We start from the raw sequence: 16,957 nt of genomic DNA, 5'->3' as shown, positions 1-16,957 counted from the left end.
AACATCCATCGTCCATAAACAAACAACAACACATAAGCGGACGAATTAAAAAATAAGAAATGAATTTCAATAAGATATTAAAAGCACTTTTTGGAGATAAGTCAAGTCGTGATATGAAGCTTATTCAACCTTTCGTAGATAAGGTTAAGGAAGCATATCCAGAGATTAAAGCTCTCAGTAACGATGAGTTACGTGCCAAGACAAAAGAGATACAGAAGTATGTTCAAGATGCAGGTAAAGAGCAGCGCGATAAGATAGCTGAACTACGTGCTAAGATTGAAGAGACTCCGATTGATGAGCGTGAAGAAATCTTTAATCAAATTGATAAACTTGATAAAGAGGCTCTTGACAATTACGAGAAGGCGCTTAATGAGGTTATGCCAGTAGCTTTCTCTATTGTGAAAGATACAGCTCGACGTTTCGCAGAGAATGAAGAGACTATTGTAACAGCTACAGACTTCGACCGAGAACTCGCAGCTGACCCTGCTAAGGATTTCATCACTATAGATGGTGACAACGCTATTTACCACAACCATTGGACTGCCGGTGGTAACGATCTCAAGTGGGAGATGGTTCACTATGATGTACAGATCTTCGGTGGTGTTGTTTTGCATCAAGGTAAGATTGCAGAGATGGCAACTGGTGAAGGTAAAACTCTTGTTGCAACCCTACCTGTATTCCTAAATGCTTTGACTGGTAATGGCGTACATGTCGTAACCGTTAATGATTATCTTGCAAAGCGTGACTCAGAATGGATGGGACCTCTCTACATGTTCAACGGACTCTCTGTTGATTGTATTGATAAGCACCAACCTAACTCTCCTGCACGTCGTAAGGCATATCAGGCAGATATTACTTTCGGAACCAATAATGAGTTCGGTTTCGACTATCTTCGTGACAATATGGCAGTATCTCCGGCCGATCTCGTACAACGCCAACATAACTATGCTATCGTCGATGAGGTCGACTCTGTGTTGATTGATGATGCTCGTACCCCTCTTATCATTAGTGGTCCAGTTCCAAAGGGTGATGATCAAATGTTCGAGGAGTATCAGCCATTAGTACAAAGTCTTTATGAGGTTCAACGCAAGCAAGCTACTGAGCTTTTATCAGAAGCACGCCACAAGTTAGCAGAAGCACAGAAAACGAACGATAAGTCTGCTGCACAAAAGCTACAAGAAGAAGGATTCCTTGCTTTGTATCGTTCCTTCAAGGCTCTACCAAAGAATAAGGCTCTCATCAAGTATTTGTCAGAAGATGGTATCAAGGCTGGTATGTTGAAGACCGAAGAGTATTACATGGCTAATAATAACCGTGAAATGCCTAAAGCTATTGAGCCTCTCTACTTCGTAACAGATGAGAAGATGAACTCTTGTGACCTTACTGATAAGGGTACAGCTTGGTTAGCTAATAAGGTAAATGATAATCAGCTATTCGTATTACCTGACATCACAACAGAGCTATCTGTACTTGAGAAGCAGAAGGATGACAAGTTAATTGATGAGCAAACATACATCGACCAGAAGGATGCTCTAATGGCACATTATGGTGTACAGAGCGAACGCGTACATACATTGCAACAGCTATTGAAGGCTTACACAATGTTTAACAAGGACGATGAGTATGTCGTTCTGAATGGTGAGGTTAAGATTGTTGATGAGCAGACTGGGCGTATCATGGAAGGTCGTCGTTGGAGCGATGGCTTGCATCAGGCTGTTGAGGCAAAGGAGCATGTAAAGGTGGAGGCCGCTACACAAACCTTCGCAACCATCACATTACAGAACTACTTCCGTATGTATCACAAGTTAGCAGGTATGACGGGTACTGCTTCTACAGAGGCAGGTGAGTTCTGGGACATTTACAAGTTAGATGTTGTCGAAATTCCGACAAACCGCCCTATTCTTCGTAAGGATATGGAGGATCGCGTATATAAGACAGCACGTGAGAAGTATGCTGCTGTGATCGATGAGGTAGAGGCAATGAGAAACCAAGGTCGTCCTTGTCTTGTTGGTACTACATCTGTCGAGATTAGTGAGTTACTAAGTAAGATGCTTACCATGCGCAAGATACCACATCAGGTATTGAATGCTAAACAGCACTTGAAGGAAGCTCAGATTGTTGCTGAGGCTGGACGTTCAGTAGATGGACTCGGTGCCGTAACCATCGCAACTAATATGGCTGGTCGTGGTACCGATATCAAGCTCACCAAGGAAGTAAAAGATGCAGGCGGTCTGGCAATTATTGGTACCGAGCGTCACGAAAGTCGTCGTGTAGACCGTCAGCTTCGTGGTCGTGCAGGTCGTCAAGGTGATCCAGGTTCATCAGTTTTCTATGTATCTCTTGAAGATAAGTTGATGCGTCTCTTCGGTTCTGAGCGTATAGCAAAGGTCATGGACAAGCTAGGCTTCGAAGATGGTGAGCGTATTGAGAGTTCTATGATTTCAAATAGTATTGAGCGCGCCCAGAAGAAGGTTGAAGAGAACAACTTTGGTATCCGTAAGCGTCTGTTGGAATATGATGATGTCATGAACAAGCAGCGTACTGTTATTTATGAGAAGCGCCGTCATGCTCTCATGGGTGAGCGTATCGGTATGGATATTTCCAATATCATTTGGGACCGTTGCGTAAGCATTATTGAGAAGAATGACTATGAGGGATGCAGAGAAGAGTTCTTAAAGATTCTAACGATGGAATGTCCTTTCACAGAAGAGGAGTTTATGAGTAATGATCACAAGGAACTGTCAGAACGTTGCTTCCAAGCTGCTATGGACGCCTTTAAGCGCAAGACAGATCGCATCCAGAGCGTAGCATGGCCTATTATCAAGGACGTATATGAGAAACAAGGTGCAATGTATGAGCGCATTATGGTTCCAATCACAGACGGAACACGCGTTTACAATATTCCTTGCGACTTGAAGGAAGCATACGAAAGCGAAGCGAAGTCGGTTGTAAAGCAGTTCGAAAAGGTTATCCTACTCCATATCATCGATGACGATTGGAAGGAGAATCTCCGTCAGTTGGACGACTTACGTCACTCTGTACAGAATGCTTCTTACGAACAGAAAGATCCATTGCTCATCTTCAAGCTTGAGAGTGTGAAGTTGTGGGACAACATGATTGACGATATGAACAATCGTACAGCAAGTGTTCTCATGCGCGGTCAGATTCCAGAGATGCAACAAACTGATGAAGTTCAGGAAGCAGCACCAGAACAACACAGCCAGCGTTATAATGAGGAGAAGGTGGAACTTGATGATCCTAACCAGCGTGCTGCTGCACAACAGGATACACGCGAAGGAGCTCAAGAGATAAATCGCACTCCTTATCACGCAGAAAAGACTCCACGTCCTAACGATCCATGTCCATGTGGCAGTGGAAAGAAGTTTAAGAATTGCCATGGTCGCAATCTCAATTAATAAACTCACAAAGAATTTCGGGGATAAGACCGCAGTGTCTATCCCCGAATTTTGTTTTCCTACGAATGAGGTCATAGGATTAGTAGGGAATAATGGTGCGGGAAAGACTACACTTTTCCGGTTGATACTTAATCTTCTGAAAGCCGACATCGGGTCAGTAGATTTCCAATTTGAGCAGCTACAAGACAAATCAGACTCTGATAAGAACAGCCCTACCCACCCCACACAACTTATCTCGAATCTTGATACAGCGTGGAAAGGGTATATAACAGCTTACTTAGACGAGGCTTTCCTGATAGACTACCTCACAGCAGAGGAGTTCTTCTCGTTTATTCTTAGGGCGAACAATCTCCAAACCATAGGATTGGAAGAAGCACTTGAGGATTATAAGGAGTTTTTAAGCAGTGAGATTATCGGTCAAACAAAGTATATCCGCGAGCTGTCGGCGGGTAACAAACAAAAGGTTGGAATTGTTGCGGCTTTACTTCCTAAGGCAAGTGCCGTAATTCTTGACGAACCTTTCAACTTCCTTGATCCCAGTAGTCAGAATCTTCTTAAAAAGTTGTTAGTCGATTACAAAAATAAGTATCATGCCTCTGTCATCATCTCTAGTCACAATCTTCAACACACAATAGATATCAGTGACAGGGTTGTCTTGATGGAACATGGGGAGATTATCAAAAACATCGATTATATCACCCCTGAATCTACAAAGATTTTAAGTGAATATTTCAAATCCGTTCATACATAATTTTGAGTTTAAATATGTAAGCTTGAAAAAACGTACCTCCGTTTTACTAAAAACGTACCTCCGTTTTCTATAAAATGTACCTCCGTTTTTATCAAAATGGAGGTACGTTTTTTGTAAATCCTATATATGATTGATTTTCAACGAATTATAAAGCTCCTAATTTTACATATAAATTGGCACCTTTAGGCACGTAAAAATGACTAGAATTTCCAGCGCATTTGTAGTTCTAAATCGGACTTTGTAGAGCCATTAATCTGTTGCAAACCTGATGAAATCTTATCACGATCAAAGTAACTGGTTGTAGAGGATTGGAGGATAAGCATTAGATTAGGAGATAGATCTGCACGTGCAAATAGAGCGTAATGTAAACCTATCCCATAGAATGAAGGAAAGGAAAACGAATAAAGTGGTCGGCGCTCATAGATATAGATGCGTGAGGAGAAATCATCTGTATGAAAGTATCCGAGTAATGTTGTGAGTTGAAGCCAGGAGTTGGGTGCCCACGTAAAGTTTTCGCTCGCCATGTACCCAACGCTATTGTTGAGATAATGACATGCTGATATATCGAATTGCGTCTTGCTATTCCACGTTTTTGCCTTATAATTCAATGCTAATCTACCGCGCTGGGTAATCTCATTGATAAGTGCTGTCTTATTAAAATCGTCTTTCTCTCTCAATTTAAATTTATATCTTGCACATAAGGACCAGACTTTATGTGTGTAGTATATACTTATAACATTATCCCAAGTACGACTAGCAGCATGCGATCCAAAACGGGGATGAGAGAAATAAGAATAATCAGTATAGCCCATGACTGATATTCCATGTCCAACCGCCCAATTAGCCCCTATAAGCAATCCACTTTCATTCTGAATCTTCCCTCCTTCGGCAAAACTACGGGCGAACAATCCCGTATAATCATAACGATAGTAACGTTGCATGGCTAATAATGATAAGTTCGACTTCACTTGAACAGAAATGTTATTGATTGTAGCCAATGTCCCTCCATTGCTGGTTGCAGTCTCACCTGTCAAACTCCAACGCTTACGCATATAGCTATAGTTTATACCAACATTCCAAAAGTCATTGCCCGATGGCGCATAACGACGATAATACAGGTTCGTGTTAGGATTAAGAGCTTTATCAAAGTGAGTGAAGAGTGCGGTCAATCCAAGAGCCAAACCACCACATCGCCAGTTAAGATTACCACCAGTTGTTAATTGAGAAGCATTGTCCTTCCGTTCCATCTCCTTCGCTGTGCGGTGATATCCAGTGTTTAGAATCGTCTTTATATCTCCGTTACTTGTTAATGTCGCATCAATCGTTCGATATGAAAGGAATGTGGTTAGATCCAAGTTGTGAGCAAGTTCGATGGTTGCAGCCACTCCCTGCAAATAGTTTATCGAAGAGCGAGAAGAATATACTCGAATCCCGTTATTCTGTCTGCCCAACGTTGACAAAGTGGCATATTTACCAAAGCTCAAAGTATTATTGATGACTAGTCCCTGTCCGAAACTAAGTTTGTATCTTCCCAGAACCAAGTTCTTTATTCTGCCCAGTTTACGCAGTTGGATATAAAAGCTATAGTGATCATAGCCTAACTTATTCTTATTGGATAAGAAGGGTTCGCCTGCGTCTTGTGCCCCTATCAAACCCAGTTGGAAATAATCACTATAATGAAAGTTATATCTGAAGGAGTGACTATACGGATAGCCGAGATAGCCATTTATATCGCCCTTTCGCTGATAGAAAGGGACTTTGAAAGTAAAGAGTAATGTGTGACGCCCTTTGTTTAGGATTTCTTTCAGACTGGGGAATGGTTTATTATCATTTACTGGCGACAGATAAACAAAGTAAGAGAGTAATTGTCTTCGCTGGAAGTCTAAGGACTCTATCATGGATAGCTCGCCTAACGTTCGCATCCCATGGTATTGATATACATACGCTTGGATATCTTCTATTTGTTGGGCATTCAAGAAAGGGATACGCTCTAAGTCTTCACGTGTAGCAGTATTGAGGTCTAATGGGTGTTCCGACAATTCGGACAATATAGCAAAGATTTCCTCTTTATCTGACTCATTGATATCACTCTCTGCATAAAACTGTTCAAAACATTCCTCCCATGTCATGCTTTGCTGTGCAATGATGGGGATGGTGGAGCATAATATCAAACAAAAGAGTATTAGCCGTTTCATAGACGTAAGGTTTTAAATGAGTGTGATTAGGTAAAAGGTGGCTCCTCCTAATAGAATGGAGGTTGTAGAGAAAGGCTAGGAAAGACTTCTACTTTGAGAAGTAATATGCGGTATAACTACCTTTCTTATAAGGTTTATCTGGTGTGAGTCCTTTCTTACGAAGCACGTAAAGCTCGTATGCCTCCTTATAATATCGAGGACGGAGACTATCTACTGGGTAATATTGCGGTAGGTAACGCACAAACTCTTGAAGGTTACGATCGAGGAGGAAGCCTGTTAATTGATAATTGGCAGAGGTGCGAGTTACCTTTAGTAGAACGCTATCGGGCTGGAGCCATGAATGGACTCTGCCAGGACGTAAGACCCTTCCCTCTCCTACTAAAGGATAGTAAAATAGACTATCTGCTAAGTGTCCTCTACGTGCAACCGCATAAACAGTCAACATCGAAGTGACGGAATCAGTATGTGGCATAGTCTTCACAACTTGTAATGCACCTGCATAATTTCTCTTATCTATCAAAGCCTCTACCTTTGCGCGCTGATGATAATACTTATCGGTATTGCTGAAGAGTCCTGTGAACAAGAAGAACGAAAGGAAGATAGCTAAACTCATCCATGTTAATTGAGAGAATATGCCAAAACTACGTAACTCTGGTTCATAAGGCTCAAATCGCTTTGTCATTATCACGATAATAGCATAAAGGATAAGCAATAATGGAGCTATCCACAACCAACTGCCCAAAGTAACCCCTGTAGCAGTTGGTTTAATATCCGATACTATTGTCAAAAGAAGGAAAGAGGGAAAGTAGGTTAAAGCATAGCCACGCTTAGAGAGTTTCGTCCAAGAACTGATACCTATTTGCAATAACTTTAAGGTAATCGTTATCAGTACTGCACCCAACAAAGGATTATAGAACGTTTGTCCCCCAGACGCTAAATGCTGTACAATCGTCATCACATCTGCTTGAAAGAAATAGAGATAGCAGAATGAGAATAAACAAAACAAAACAGCACATACTATGCGTATAAACCTACTTTCCATCATCTACTTACTTCTTTTTCAATACTACTGCACTGCGAGCAGGAATATATAACTTGAGCCATCCCTTATGTTGATCGGTATAAAGAGGGTCAGGGTTGGTGAAATGCTCTACTGAGTCATCAGCAAAGCCATTGCCTCCAAACTCTTTCGCATCTGAGTTTAACTCTACAACATAAGAACCTTCTGGTACTAAGAACCCATAATCAGCATAAGAACGAGTTGGTGAGAAGTTGAATACAAACAATAGTTCTCCCCTACTGAAAGCTAATATTTGATCTCCGTCGTTATGCCATATCTCTTGCAAAGGTGTTGCATTAAATTTCTTCTCGCTCTTTATTACCTCTAACATCTTACGATCGAAGTCACCAAGATAATGATAACAAAGTTCTTTATTATCCACGAGATTCCACTGTCTGCGAGCATACTTATAACTCCAACCATTGCCCTCACGTGGGAAATCGATCCATTCTGGATGGCCGAACTCATTACCCATGAAGTTGAGATAGCCACCATTCATAGCGGCAATAGTTGCCAAGCGAATCATCTTGTGCAGTGCTATACCACGATGAGCCATTTCATTCTCATCTCCCTTACGGAAATGCCAATACATATCAGCATCTATCAAACGGAAGATAATCGTTTTATCTCCAACAAGTGCTTGATCGTGAGACTCGCAATAAGAAATAGTTTTCTCATCCGCACGTCGATTCTTTATTTCCCAATAGATAGATGATGGCTTCCAAGCCTCGTCTGGCAATTCTTTAATGGTCTTGATCCAATAGTCAGGGATATTCATTGCCATACGATAATCAAAACCATAGCCACCATCCTTAAACTTTGCAGCTAATCCAGGCATACCAGATACTTCTTCTGCAATCGTGATAGCATGCTTGTTTACTTCGTGAATAAGACAATTAGCAAGCGTCAGATAACAAATAGCGTTATCATCCTGATGTCCATTGAAGTAATCACCATAGTCACAGAAAGCTTCGCCCAAACCATGACTATAATAAAGCATGGAAGTTACACCATCAAAGCGGAAGCCGTCAAAGTGATACTCGTCTAACCAATACTTACAATTAGACAATAAGAAATGAAGTACATCATCCTTACCATAATCAAAGCATAGAGAATCCCAAGCTGGATGTTCGTGTCGATCGCCTGGATAGAAGTATTGGTTAGGATCACCAGCAAGGTTTCCTAGTCCTTCCACCTCATTCTTTACAGCATGCGAATGGACTATATCCATAATAACAGCTATCCCATTGCGATGTGCTTCATCAATAAGTGCTTTCAGCTCTTCGGGAGTACCAAAGCGCGAACTAGCCGCAAAGAAAGAACTAACATGATAACCAAAGCTACCATAATAAGGATGTTCTTGGATTGCCATAATCTGAATAGCATTATAACCATCCTTTATAATACGTGGCAGAACATTCTCACGGAATTCTGTATATGAACCAACCTTCTCTGCATCTTGTGACATTCCAATATGACACTCGTAAATCAGTAGAGGATCGGTGCTAGGTTTAAAGTTCTTCTTCTTCCAAACGTATGGTTCTTCAACATTCCATACCTGTGCCGAGAATATCTTTGTATTCTCATCTTGTACAACACGCTGTGCCCAAGCTGGAATGCGCTCTCCTTCTCCACCATTCCAATGAACTCGCATCTTATAGTATTGTCCATGCTCCATTGCATGAACAGGAAGACGCAACTCCCAGTTACCTGTGCCTTCAATACGCTTACATTTGTAAGAGGGTAACTCGTTCCATCCATTGAAATCGCCGACAAGATAGATATCTGTAGCGTTAGGTGCCCACTCCCTAAAGACCCAGCCTTCATCGGTAAGATGTAGACCATAATAGTTATATCCATTGGCAAAATCAGAAAGGGTCATCTTCCCGTCTTGCGTCAGTTGCTTGATTTTCCAAAGCGCATGCTCATGCCGCCCACGTATAATATCTTCATACGGAGACAAATATGAGTCATTCTTAACAAGCCCAATATGAGCCGGTGCGCTCTTACTCTTCTTCTTTACAACATCTTTAGGTGCACTCTTAGTTATACTCTTCTTTGTAACCATGGTAAATGTATTTTGTTCGTTATTATATCTTTAAGTTAAGCTAGTTGACGTGACGTTTTCCATTCTCATAATATCCGATGGCAGTAATCTTACCATTCTTGTCTCGCTCTATGAACTTTCCGTCACGTTGGTTGTCCTTATAGTTGCCTTCAAAGCGTACGCCATTAGCAGTTTCTTCAATAGCACTACCATTTCGTTTACCATTATGATAGTTTCCCTTGAACTTGCTTCCGTCAACATAGTGAATGATAACAAGCCCTTCAACTTCACCATTCTTGAACTGCCCTTCATAGACGTCCTTATTCTTCTTAGTCAACTTTCCTTGCCCATTTTGCAAATCCTTTTCCCAATAACCTGTATATATATCCCCATTATGCCAGGACATCGTACCAAAACCAGACTTCATTCCATTTAGGAAATGACCTGTGTATTGATCTCCATTCTTATATTGGAAAATACCTTGCCCTGTGCGCTGACCATCTACATATTCGCCTTCATAAACCTCGCCATCCTTGAACTTGTAGATACCCTTACCATTCTGAAGGTCGTTCTTCCATTCACCATCGTATTTATCACCATCCGAATAGATATAAACGCCCTTACCTTCTTTCATGTTATTAACCCAGTTACCCATAAACGAAGAATGATCCGTCCACTTAAAACAACCGTATCCATTCTTCATATCATTTGCCCACATACCATCGTATGAGGCCCCGTTTGCGAAGATATACTTACCAGCTCCACTGCGTTTATCATGTTCCCAATTACCAATATACTTGTCTCCATTGTAATAAAACATGGTGCCTTGACCTTGTTGATAATCTTTATACCACAAGCCTTCATATCGGTTTCCATTCGAAAAATAAAAGGTTCCCATTCCATGTTGCTGATTCTGGAACCATTGTCCAACATACTTCTCACCATCAGCAAAGATATAAGTCCCTTCTCCATGGCGCAAGCCTTTCATATACTCCCCTTCATAGACATCCTTATTCTTGTAGACCGTCTTACCTTTACCATTAGGCTTCCCTCGAAACATCTGCCCATGGTAATTCCCCCCATCACTGGTAACACACGACCCTATCTCTATCTTCTGCGCAAAGACTGAAAGAGAAGTTAGAAGTAATAGTAATATAATAAGATATCTATTTCTCACGCCAATCAGTTTTAAAGTAATGTACAGATCCTCATAACCTATAGTTGCAAAGATAAATATTTTCAATGAAAATCACAAATTAATAAATCTTTTTTAAAGATGCACTATAAATCTTTTAATATATAGGTGATGTTGGTTCACACTATATGGTGTGAGGAGGTATAAAGGAATTAATAAATATTGAAGATAGAGATAAGCCTCTTTAGCACTTAAAGAAATGCCTTTCTTGCACGTAGAAGAGCATCTTCTCTATCGCAAGAAAGGCTTTCGTATATCCCCGACTATTAAGACTTAACTAATAGCATGATGAATGTCAAAACATTATCAGATAATAATAAGCAATACTTATCTACGCTTTAATCCTTGCAATGCCGCACCAATAGCCGTACAATACTCCGAATACTTGGGAATAATAAATCGAACATCATAAATCTTCTCCATAACAGGAAAGAGTAATTCGCATTGCGGTAACAACGTAAGATTACCTATCAGAACAAAATCACGAATATCACTATTTAAGGAACTTAAGATTGTTGCAGAACCTATTGATTGCAGCACTAAACCTATCAAACCAAGAGCAATATCCTCCCTACTAGCATTTACTTGTGCATTTGCAAACAAAGACGCTGTTGCATCCATAGGCAAACCTGGTAGTGGACTCGTTGATATATCTTTTATCTGAAGATTGATGCGTGAGATGTCTCCTTTCATTGCCAAAGACACAACTTCTTTAACATCATCTGTCTGTAATAACAACCGAGAAAGCCCACTTAATGTACCGCCTCCAATACCAATACCACCAATATGACGGATTTCATTGCCATCACAAAGCACTAAAGAGGTTCCTGTACCCATAGAGACAACTATCATCCGTTGAAGTTTCGACTCGAACTGAGCTCCCAAACCATCAGCTAAAAACTCATCAGCCTTTGCTGTCGGAAGTCCATAAACAGACTTATTAACATAATGAGCGCCAACTCCAGTCAACATCACTTGCTCTACATCTGATAAATCAATCTTATTATCATACAAGTATTTACCAAATGCACCATACAAGGAAGTCACAGGGTCAGTAGCCTTTATACGTAAAGGTTTAACGACCTTCCCTTCTCTAATTCCAACAATCTTCGTTGTTGAAATCCCCACATCAATTCCAATGGCAATCTTCATACACCTTATATAATTAGGTTACAAAGATACAAAAAACTTAAGAGTAGGGAACTATCAGAGAGAGTTTTTGCAAAAAAACACTCAAAACATTTCTCTATTAAGCTGAAAATGAGTATCTTTGCAATCCGAAATAATGAGAGACTAAAGAATTAAACATAAAAAGAATAAAAAGGAAATGACGAAAGCAGACATTATCAATGAGATTGCAACATCAACTGGTATTGCCAAGAAAGACGTTTCAGCTGTAGTTGAATCATTCATGGATGCAATCAAAGATAGCTTATTAGGGAAGAAAGAGAACGTATATTTACGTGGTTTCGGTAGCTTTATTATTAAGCATCGTGCAGAAAAGACAGCTCGTAACATCTCTAAGAATACGACAATCACAATCCCTGCACATGATTTCCCAAGCTTCAAGCCTGCAAAGACTTTCATTGAAGATATGAAGAATAAGTAAACATAAATATTATAACAATTTAAAACATCAAAGCTATGCCAAACGGAAAAAAGAAAAAGGGACATAAGATGGCTACGCACAAGCGTAAAAAGAGATTAAGAAAGAACAGACATAAGAGTAAGTAAGCCCCATAGGCTGAAAGCACTTATTACGACTTTCAAACATGACGGGGCGTGTCATCGCAATTAATTCCAACCATGGAATGCGACGGCAGGTTCCGCCTTTTTTATTACCTATAAATATCATGTAGTACGATTAGGTGTATTATTTTTCACCACAAATCATAACGTATAAAACATTTATAGCTAACTTATACGATTCGATACTATCATGGTGTTTATAACAAGAGAAGATAGATGACAAGCGAAGTAATTATTGATGTCCAACAGAAAGAGATTTCGATAGCACTACTCGAGGATAAGCGTTTGGTTGAATATCAACGTGAACCAAGAGAAGCTAGCTTTTCGGTTGGAAACATCTACGTGGCAAAAGTAAAGAAGCTGATGCCAGGGCTAAACGCCTGCTTTGTAGATGTAGGTTATGAGCGTGACGCCTTTCTTCATTATCTAGACTTAGGGAGTCAATTCAACTCCTACGCCAAATATCTGAAACAGGTTCAGAGCGATCGTAAAAAACTTTATCCCATTCAGAAAGCCAATCATCTCCCTGACATACAAAAAGACGGCACGATACAGAATGCCTTGCAAGTAGGTCAAGAAGTATTGGTACAAATTGTCAAAGAACCCATTTCCACCAAAGGTCCGCGTCTTACAGGCGAAATATCATTCGCTGGTCGCTACTTGGTGCTTATACCTTTTGGGCATAAAGTCAGTGTTTCATCTAAAATTAAGAGCGGCGAAGAACGAGCACGCCTAAAGCAACTCATCCAAAGTATCACTCCAAAGAACTTTGGCGTAATTGTTAGAACAGTAGCTGAAGGCAAGCGTGTTGCGGAACTTGATGCAGAGATGAAAGTCCTTCTGAATCGTTGGAATGAAGCAATCACGAAGGTACAAAAGACACAAGAGCGTCCTCAATTAGTATTTGAGGAGACTGGACGTGCCGTTGCTATGTTACGTGATCTCTTCAACCCAACCTACGAGAACATCTATGTCAATGATGATGACATTTGCACAGCTGTACGCCACTATGTTTCTCTAATAGCCCCTGAAAAGGCAAGCATAGTGAAGAAGTACAATGGGAAAGTGCCTATCTTTGACAATTTCGATGTTACAAAGCAAATCAAGTCGAGCTTTGGCAAGACAATCAACTACGGGCATGGTTGTTACCTCATCATCGAACACACAGAGGCTATGCACGTTGTTGATGTAAATAGTGGTAACAGGACCAAGGAGAAAGCACAAGAGCAGAACGCACTTGACACAAACCTTGGAGCTGCCGACGAATTAGCACGTCAACTTCGATTACGTGATATGGGAGGAATCATCGTCGTTGACTTTATAGACATGAATCTTGCTGAAGACAGACAGATGCTTTACGAGCGTATGTGTAAGAACATGCAGAAGGATCGAGCCCGTCACAACATCCTTCCATTAAGTAAGTTCGGCTTAATGCAGATTACTCGCCAACGTGTTCGTCCTGTAATGGATGTTGACGTAGATGAGAACTGCCCCACTTGCTTTGGAACAGGTAAGATTCACTCAAGTATCCTCTTTACTGACCAGCTAGAGCGAAAGATTGATCGCCTTGTCAATAAGGTAGGAGTAAAGAAGTTCTACTTACACGTCCACCCATACGTAGCTGCTTACATTAACAAGGGTTTCATCTCGCTAAAACGTAAGTGGCAAATGAGATACGGATTAGGCGTAAATATTATTCCTTCACAGAAGCTAGCTTATTTGCAATATGAGTTTTATGATGCAAACAAGCAGTTTATTGATATGAAGGAACAGAGCGATAAATCATAAGTCGCTCACAAGTCATTAGATAAGAAAGAAAAGTAAAACAAATAAGAGGTAAGTACTATTAAAGGCTTATCTCTTTTTTTCGTATAAGAGAACTAACTCTCTGCATGCGTGTGTTGTAATTGTTTTTCCCTCGTTCTCTTTTGTTTTTCTACGTGTTCTGCGTTCTTTTTGTACGTATTAAATTATATTATCTAAGCGTGATAATTAATTATCTAAGTCTGATAATACTTTATCTAAGTCTGATAATTAATTATCACGCTTAGATAATACAAAAACATACGTATTCCGTAAATACACAATACGCATAAAAATATAACAAGATCCGTATAAATTTAATACGGAGCCCGCATATAAGTATAACAAACAAGTAATTGAAGGTTCATAAATACATCCTTACACGTTTGAATATCGTATTACTAGCATTTGCCTAAACATCTATCAAACAGCATCAGCGTACCTCTGACATCCATTTTTCCCATTCATAGAAAACCCTCGAAAGTTATTTTGTTTAACTTTCGAGGGTTGATTAACCTGCCACATCCTCATAGTAGTGGTAAGGGCTTTCTATACAACAACCTTAAACCGAATACGGAAGGCATGTTTTGATTCGTCCCAATTAGTACCTAACAATTCAAAGCGACCTATCTGACTCGTTGATCGAACATGCTTACCAATGCAAGGGCACACATCAAAGTCGCCTATTCGCACAAGTCGTAACATCTCGGAAGCATCATCTGGTAGCTTATCCAAGCTCACTCCTTCAGGAATATGATTCCTATCAACCATTTCGAACGTTACTGGCAAATCCTCTGCTATAAGGCGATTCATCTCATCAACAATAGCCTTCTCCTCCTTACGATTAGGTTTATGATCAAGGATGAATGTCATCTTACTCTTCTTTCGTTCAATATGTGCATTATTACTACGCTCCGCCCCAAACATACGAACCATGACTTGATTCAATAAATGTTCTGCTGTATGAGCCGGTGGGAATTCCTCCTTGTTATGCGTATTCAATACATAGTCCATGGGCTTCTCCTTTACGTTAAACTTATATATCCTACCATAATTTGCCTCGACATCTAAGGCAACCTGTCCATCTCGTTTCAGTTCTACCGTCTTTGTAAAACCTGAAAGCAAATCGGTCATCTCTACTTCCCGCTCTGGTAATCCAAGGAAGTCGTAAGCATGCGCAGGAATTGTAACATTGATTTGCACACGTTTCTGATCGAAGTTCGCTACAACGAGTAACACTTCATCGTCAGCCTTGCGCAAGAAGGCAAATTGTTTGCGAGGGTTGAACTGATAGCTTTGATTATTAACATACATGAGGTCGAATGTCAATCCTTCACGCACTGCCTTCTCGCGATTGCAGAAACGAAGTAGACCTTGATAGACCAATGATAACCTCTTCTCATCTGTTGTAAGTTCCTCGTGCTTGAAGAAGCCTTTATAAATAGCTTCACTCGTCCAATAGTCGAAGATAGTCGAACGACCATCACGTCCCGAGAAGCCCTCTTTATCCATACCCCGCTCGCCAAACTCTTGCCCTGCATAAACCATAACTGGATTTTGCTGAAGCAATGCGGAAACAATCATGCCCGGCACTCCTTTCCACGGGTTACCAGCAAAGAAGTCGGAGGCAATGCGCTGCTCATCATGATTCTCTAGGAAGTAAAGCATGTGGTCGCGTATATCGTCAACTTGCTGCCACTCGTGAGTGATAGAAGAAGCCGGACGCTCGTCACAGATGACACCACGTATGCAATCATACATACCCACCTTATCATATAAGTAATCAAAGCCTGACTCAACATACATACGATACTGGTTAGGATCATATACCTCTCCGATGAATATCACGTCAGGATATCGCTCCTTGACCTGTTGTGTGGCGTATGACCAGAATTCGTGTGGTACCATCTCCGCCATATCACAACGGAAACCATCAATGCCTTTAGCTGCCCAAAAAAGGAGTATTTCAGTCATCTTCTTCCAAGTAGAAGGAATGGGATGATAATGATAACTACGCCCACCAGCATCACAATAGTCTACTCCATAATTGAGCTTCACCGTCTCATACCAATCATTCTGCTGTGGATGCGAATCAAAGCGATCGTTACCCGTACACTTGGCTGGATATTCATGGTAAGACTCCGCTCCGTGTGCATATTCATTCTCGGCTACCCCAGACAGGTCGAGTGCTTCACCCGGACAGTAATAGAAGTTGTTTTGTGGATCAAAATGCTTTCCTAAGTCATCGCCTTCTCCTAAATCGCTCACACCTTGCGGCTTTGCTATACTCTTATATTGACGTGCAACATGATTAGGCACGAAGTCGATGAGCATTTTCAGTCCTTCACCATGTGTTCTACTAATAAGAGCCTCGAACTCTGCCATGCGCTCATCAACATTAACCGCAATGTCAGGGTCAATATCATAATAATCAGTAATGGCGTATGGGGAACCAGCGCATCCTTTTACAACTCGTGGGTTCTGACAAGGAATACCGAAGGAAGAATAATCAGTACACGTTGCATGACGGATAACACCAGTATACCAAAGATGAGTGACACCGAAGTCATGAATGCGACGAAGTACCGACTCGTCGAAGTCATTCATCTTCCCTACCCCATTCTCTGCTAATGTACCGTTCTCCTTTCTCGTAAGGTTCTTATTACCGAAAGTACGAGTGAAGACTTGATAGATAACTAATTTAGTTTTCATACAATGGATAAACAAAAGTCCCTCTTCCG

General features: G+C 40.8%; 10 protein-coding genes. 4 read left to right on the top strand and 6 right to left on the bottom strand.

What is annotated here, in order from left to right; translation table 11 throughout:
- The first annotated feature begins 59 nt into the window (after window positions 1–59).
- Complete coding sequence (gene secA / locus D464_RS0101140; RefSeq protein ID WP_018909774.1) at window positions 60–3,416, top strand: preprotein translocase subunit SecA; 3,357 nt, start codon at window positions 60–62, stop codon at window positions 3,414–3,416.
- Window positions 3,397–4,167: an ATP-binding cassette domain-containing protein gene (locus tag D464_RS0101135; RefSeq protein WP_024985850.1), complete on the top strand. Its 771-nt coding sequence runs from the start codon at window positions 3,397–3,399 to the stop codon at window positions 4,165–4,167. Before secA ends, D464_RS0101135 begins: the two co-directional genes overlap by 20 nt.
- 200 nt (window positions 4,168–4,367) lie before the next feature.
- On the opposite strand, the gene D464_RS0101130 is transcribed toward D464_RS0101135, so the two are convergent.
- From D464_RS0101130 to coaW, 5 genes are all read right to left on the bottom strand, one after another.
- The gene (locus D464_RS0101130; RefSeq protein WP_018909772.1) at window positions 4,368–6,362 is read right to left on the bottom strand and encodes a helix-hairpin-helix domain-containing protein; all 1,995 of its coding nucleotides are present in this window, start codon (window positions 6,360–6,362) and stop codon (window positions 4,368–4,370) included.
- Between the two features lie 88 nt (window positions 6,363–6,450).
- Entirely contained in the window at window positions 6,451–7,407 is a 957-nt protein-coding gene (locus tag D464_RS0101125; protein ID WP_018909771.1) for a hypothetical protein, read from the bottom strand.
- 4 nt (window positions 7,408–7,411) lie between these two features.
- Entirely contained in the window at window positions 7,412–9,490 is a 2,079-nt protein-coding gene (locus D464_RS0101120) for an alpha amylase C-terminal domain-containing protein (protein ID WP_018909770.1), read from the bottom strand.
- Window positions 9,491–9,530: 40 nt separating this feature from the next.
- Complete coding sequence (locus D464_RS0101115; RefSeq protein ID WP_026284599.1) at window positions 9,531–10,646, bottom strand: MORN repeat-containing protein; 1,116 nt, start codon at window positions 10,644–10,646, stop codon at window positions 9,531–9,533.
- Window positions 10,647–10,991: 345 nt separating this feature from the next.
- The gene (gene coaW / locus D464_RS0101110; RefSeq protein WP_018909768.1) at window positions 10,992–11,816 is read right to left on the bottom strand and encodes a type II pantothenate kinase; all 825 of its coding nucleotides are present in this window, start codon (window positions 11,814–11,816) and stop codon (window positions 10,992–10,994) included.
- Window positions 11,817–11,991: 175 nt separating this feature from the next.
- On the opposite strand from coaW, the gene D464_RS0101105 reads away from it, so the two are divergent.
- A complete protein-coding gene (locus D464_RS0101105; protein WP_009435111.1) occupies window positions 11,992–12,273 on the top strand; it encodes an HU family DNA-binding protein in 282 nt (93 codons plus the stop codon).
- Window positions 12,274–12,629: 356 nt separating this feature from the next.
- Window positions 12,630–14,201 carry an Rne/Rng family ribonuclease gene (locus D464_RS0101095; RefSeq protein ID WP_004383254.1) on the top strand — a complete coding sequence of 524 codons (1,572 nt, stop codon included), beginning with the start codon at window positions 12,630–12,632 and terminating at the stop codon, window positions 14,199–14,201.
- Between the two features lie 564 nt (window positions 14,202–14,765).
- On the opposite strand, the gene D464_RS12405 is transcribed toward D464_RS0101095, so the two are convergent.
- On the bottom strand, window positions 14,766–16,928 hold the full coding sequence (locus D464_RS12405) for an alpha-amylase family glycosyl hydrolase (protein ID WP_018909767.1): 2,163 nt from the start codon (window positions 16,926–16,928) through the stop codon (window positions 14,766–14,768).
- Window positions 16,929–16,957: the final 29 nt, after the last annotated feature.

The sequence above is a fragment of the Prevotella veroralis DSM 19559 = JCM 6290 genome (assembly GCF_000377625.1).
Taxonomy (GTDB): Bacteria; Bacteroidota; Bacteroidia; order Bacteroidales; family Bacteroidaceae; genus Prevotella; species Prevotella veroralis.
The sequence above is the reverse complement of the archived record's forward strand: the minus strand, read 5'-3'. Positions and strand labels throughout refer to the sequence as shown.

Excerpts from the sequence above, each read along its gene's own strand:
- secA (WP_018909774.1), top strand. The coding sequence starts at position 60 with ATGAATTTCAATAAGATATTAAAAGCACTTTTTGGAGATAAGTCAAGT.
- D464_RS0101135 (WP_024985850.1), top strand. The coding sequence starts at position 3,397 with ATGGTCGCAATCTCAATTAATAAACTCACAAAGAATTTCGGGGATAAG.
- D464_RS0101130 (WP_018909772.1), bottom strand. The coding sequence starts at position 6,362 with ATGAAACGGCTAATACTCTTTTGTTTGATATTATGCTCCACCATCCCC.
- D464_RS0101125 (WP_018909771.1), bottom strand. The coding sequence starts at position 7,407 with ATGATGGAAAGTAGGTTTATACGCATAGTATGTGCTGTTTTGTTTTGT.
- D464_RS0101120 (WP_018909770.1), bottom strand. The coding sequence starts at position 9,490 with ATGGTTACAAAGAAGAGTATAACTAAGAGTGCACCTAAAGATGTTGTA.
- coaW (WP_018909768.1), bottom strand. The coding sequence starts at position 11,816 with ATGAAGATTGCCATTGGAATTGATGTGGGGATTTCAACAACGAAGATT.
- D464_RS0101105 (WP_009435111.1), top strand. The coding sequence starts at position 11,992 with ATGACGAAAGCAGACATTATCAATGAGATTGCAACATCAACTGGTATT.
- D464_RS0101095 (WP_004383254.1), top strand. The coding sequence starts at position 12,630 with ATGACAAGCGAAGTAATTATTGATGTCCAACAGAAAGAGATTTCGATA.
- D464_RS12405 (WP_018909767.1), bottom strand. The coding sequence starts at position 16,928 with ATGAAAACTAAATTAGTTATCTATCAAGTCTTCACTCGTACTTTCGGT.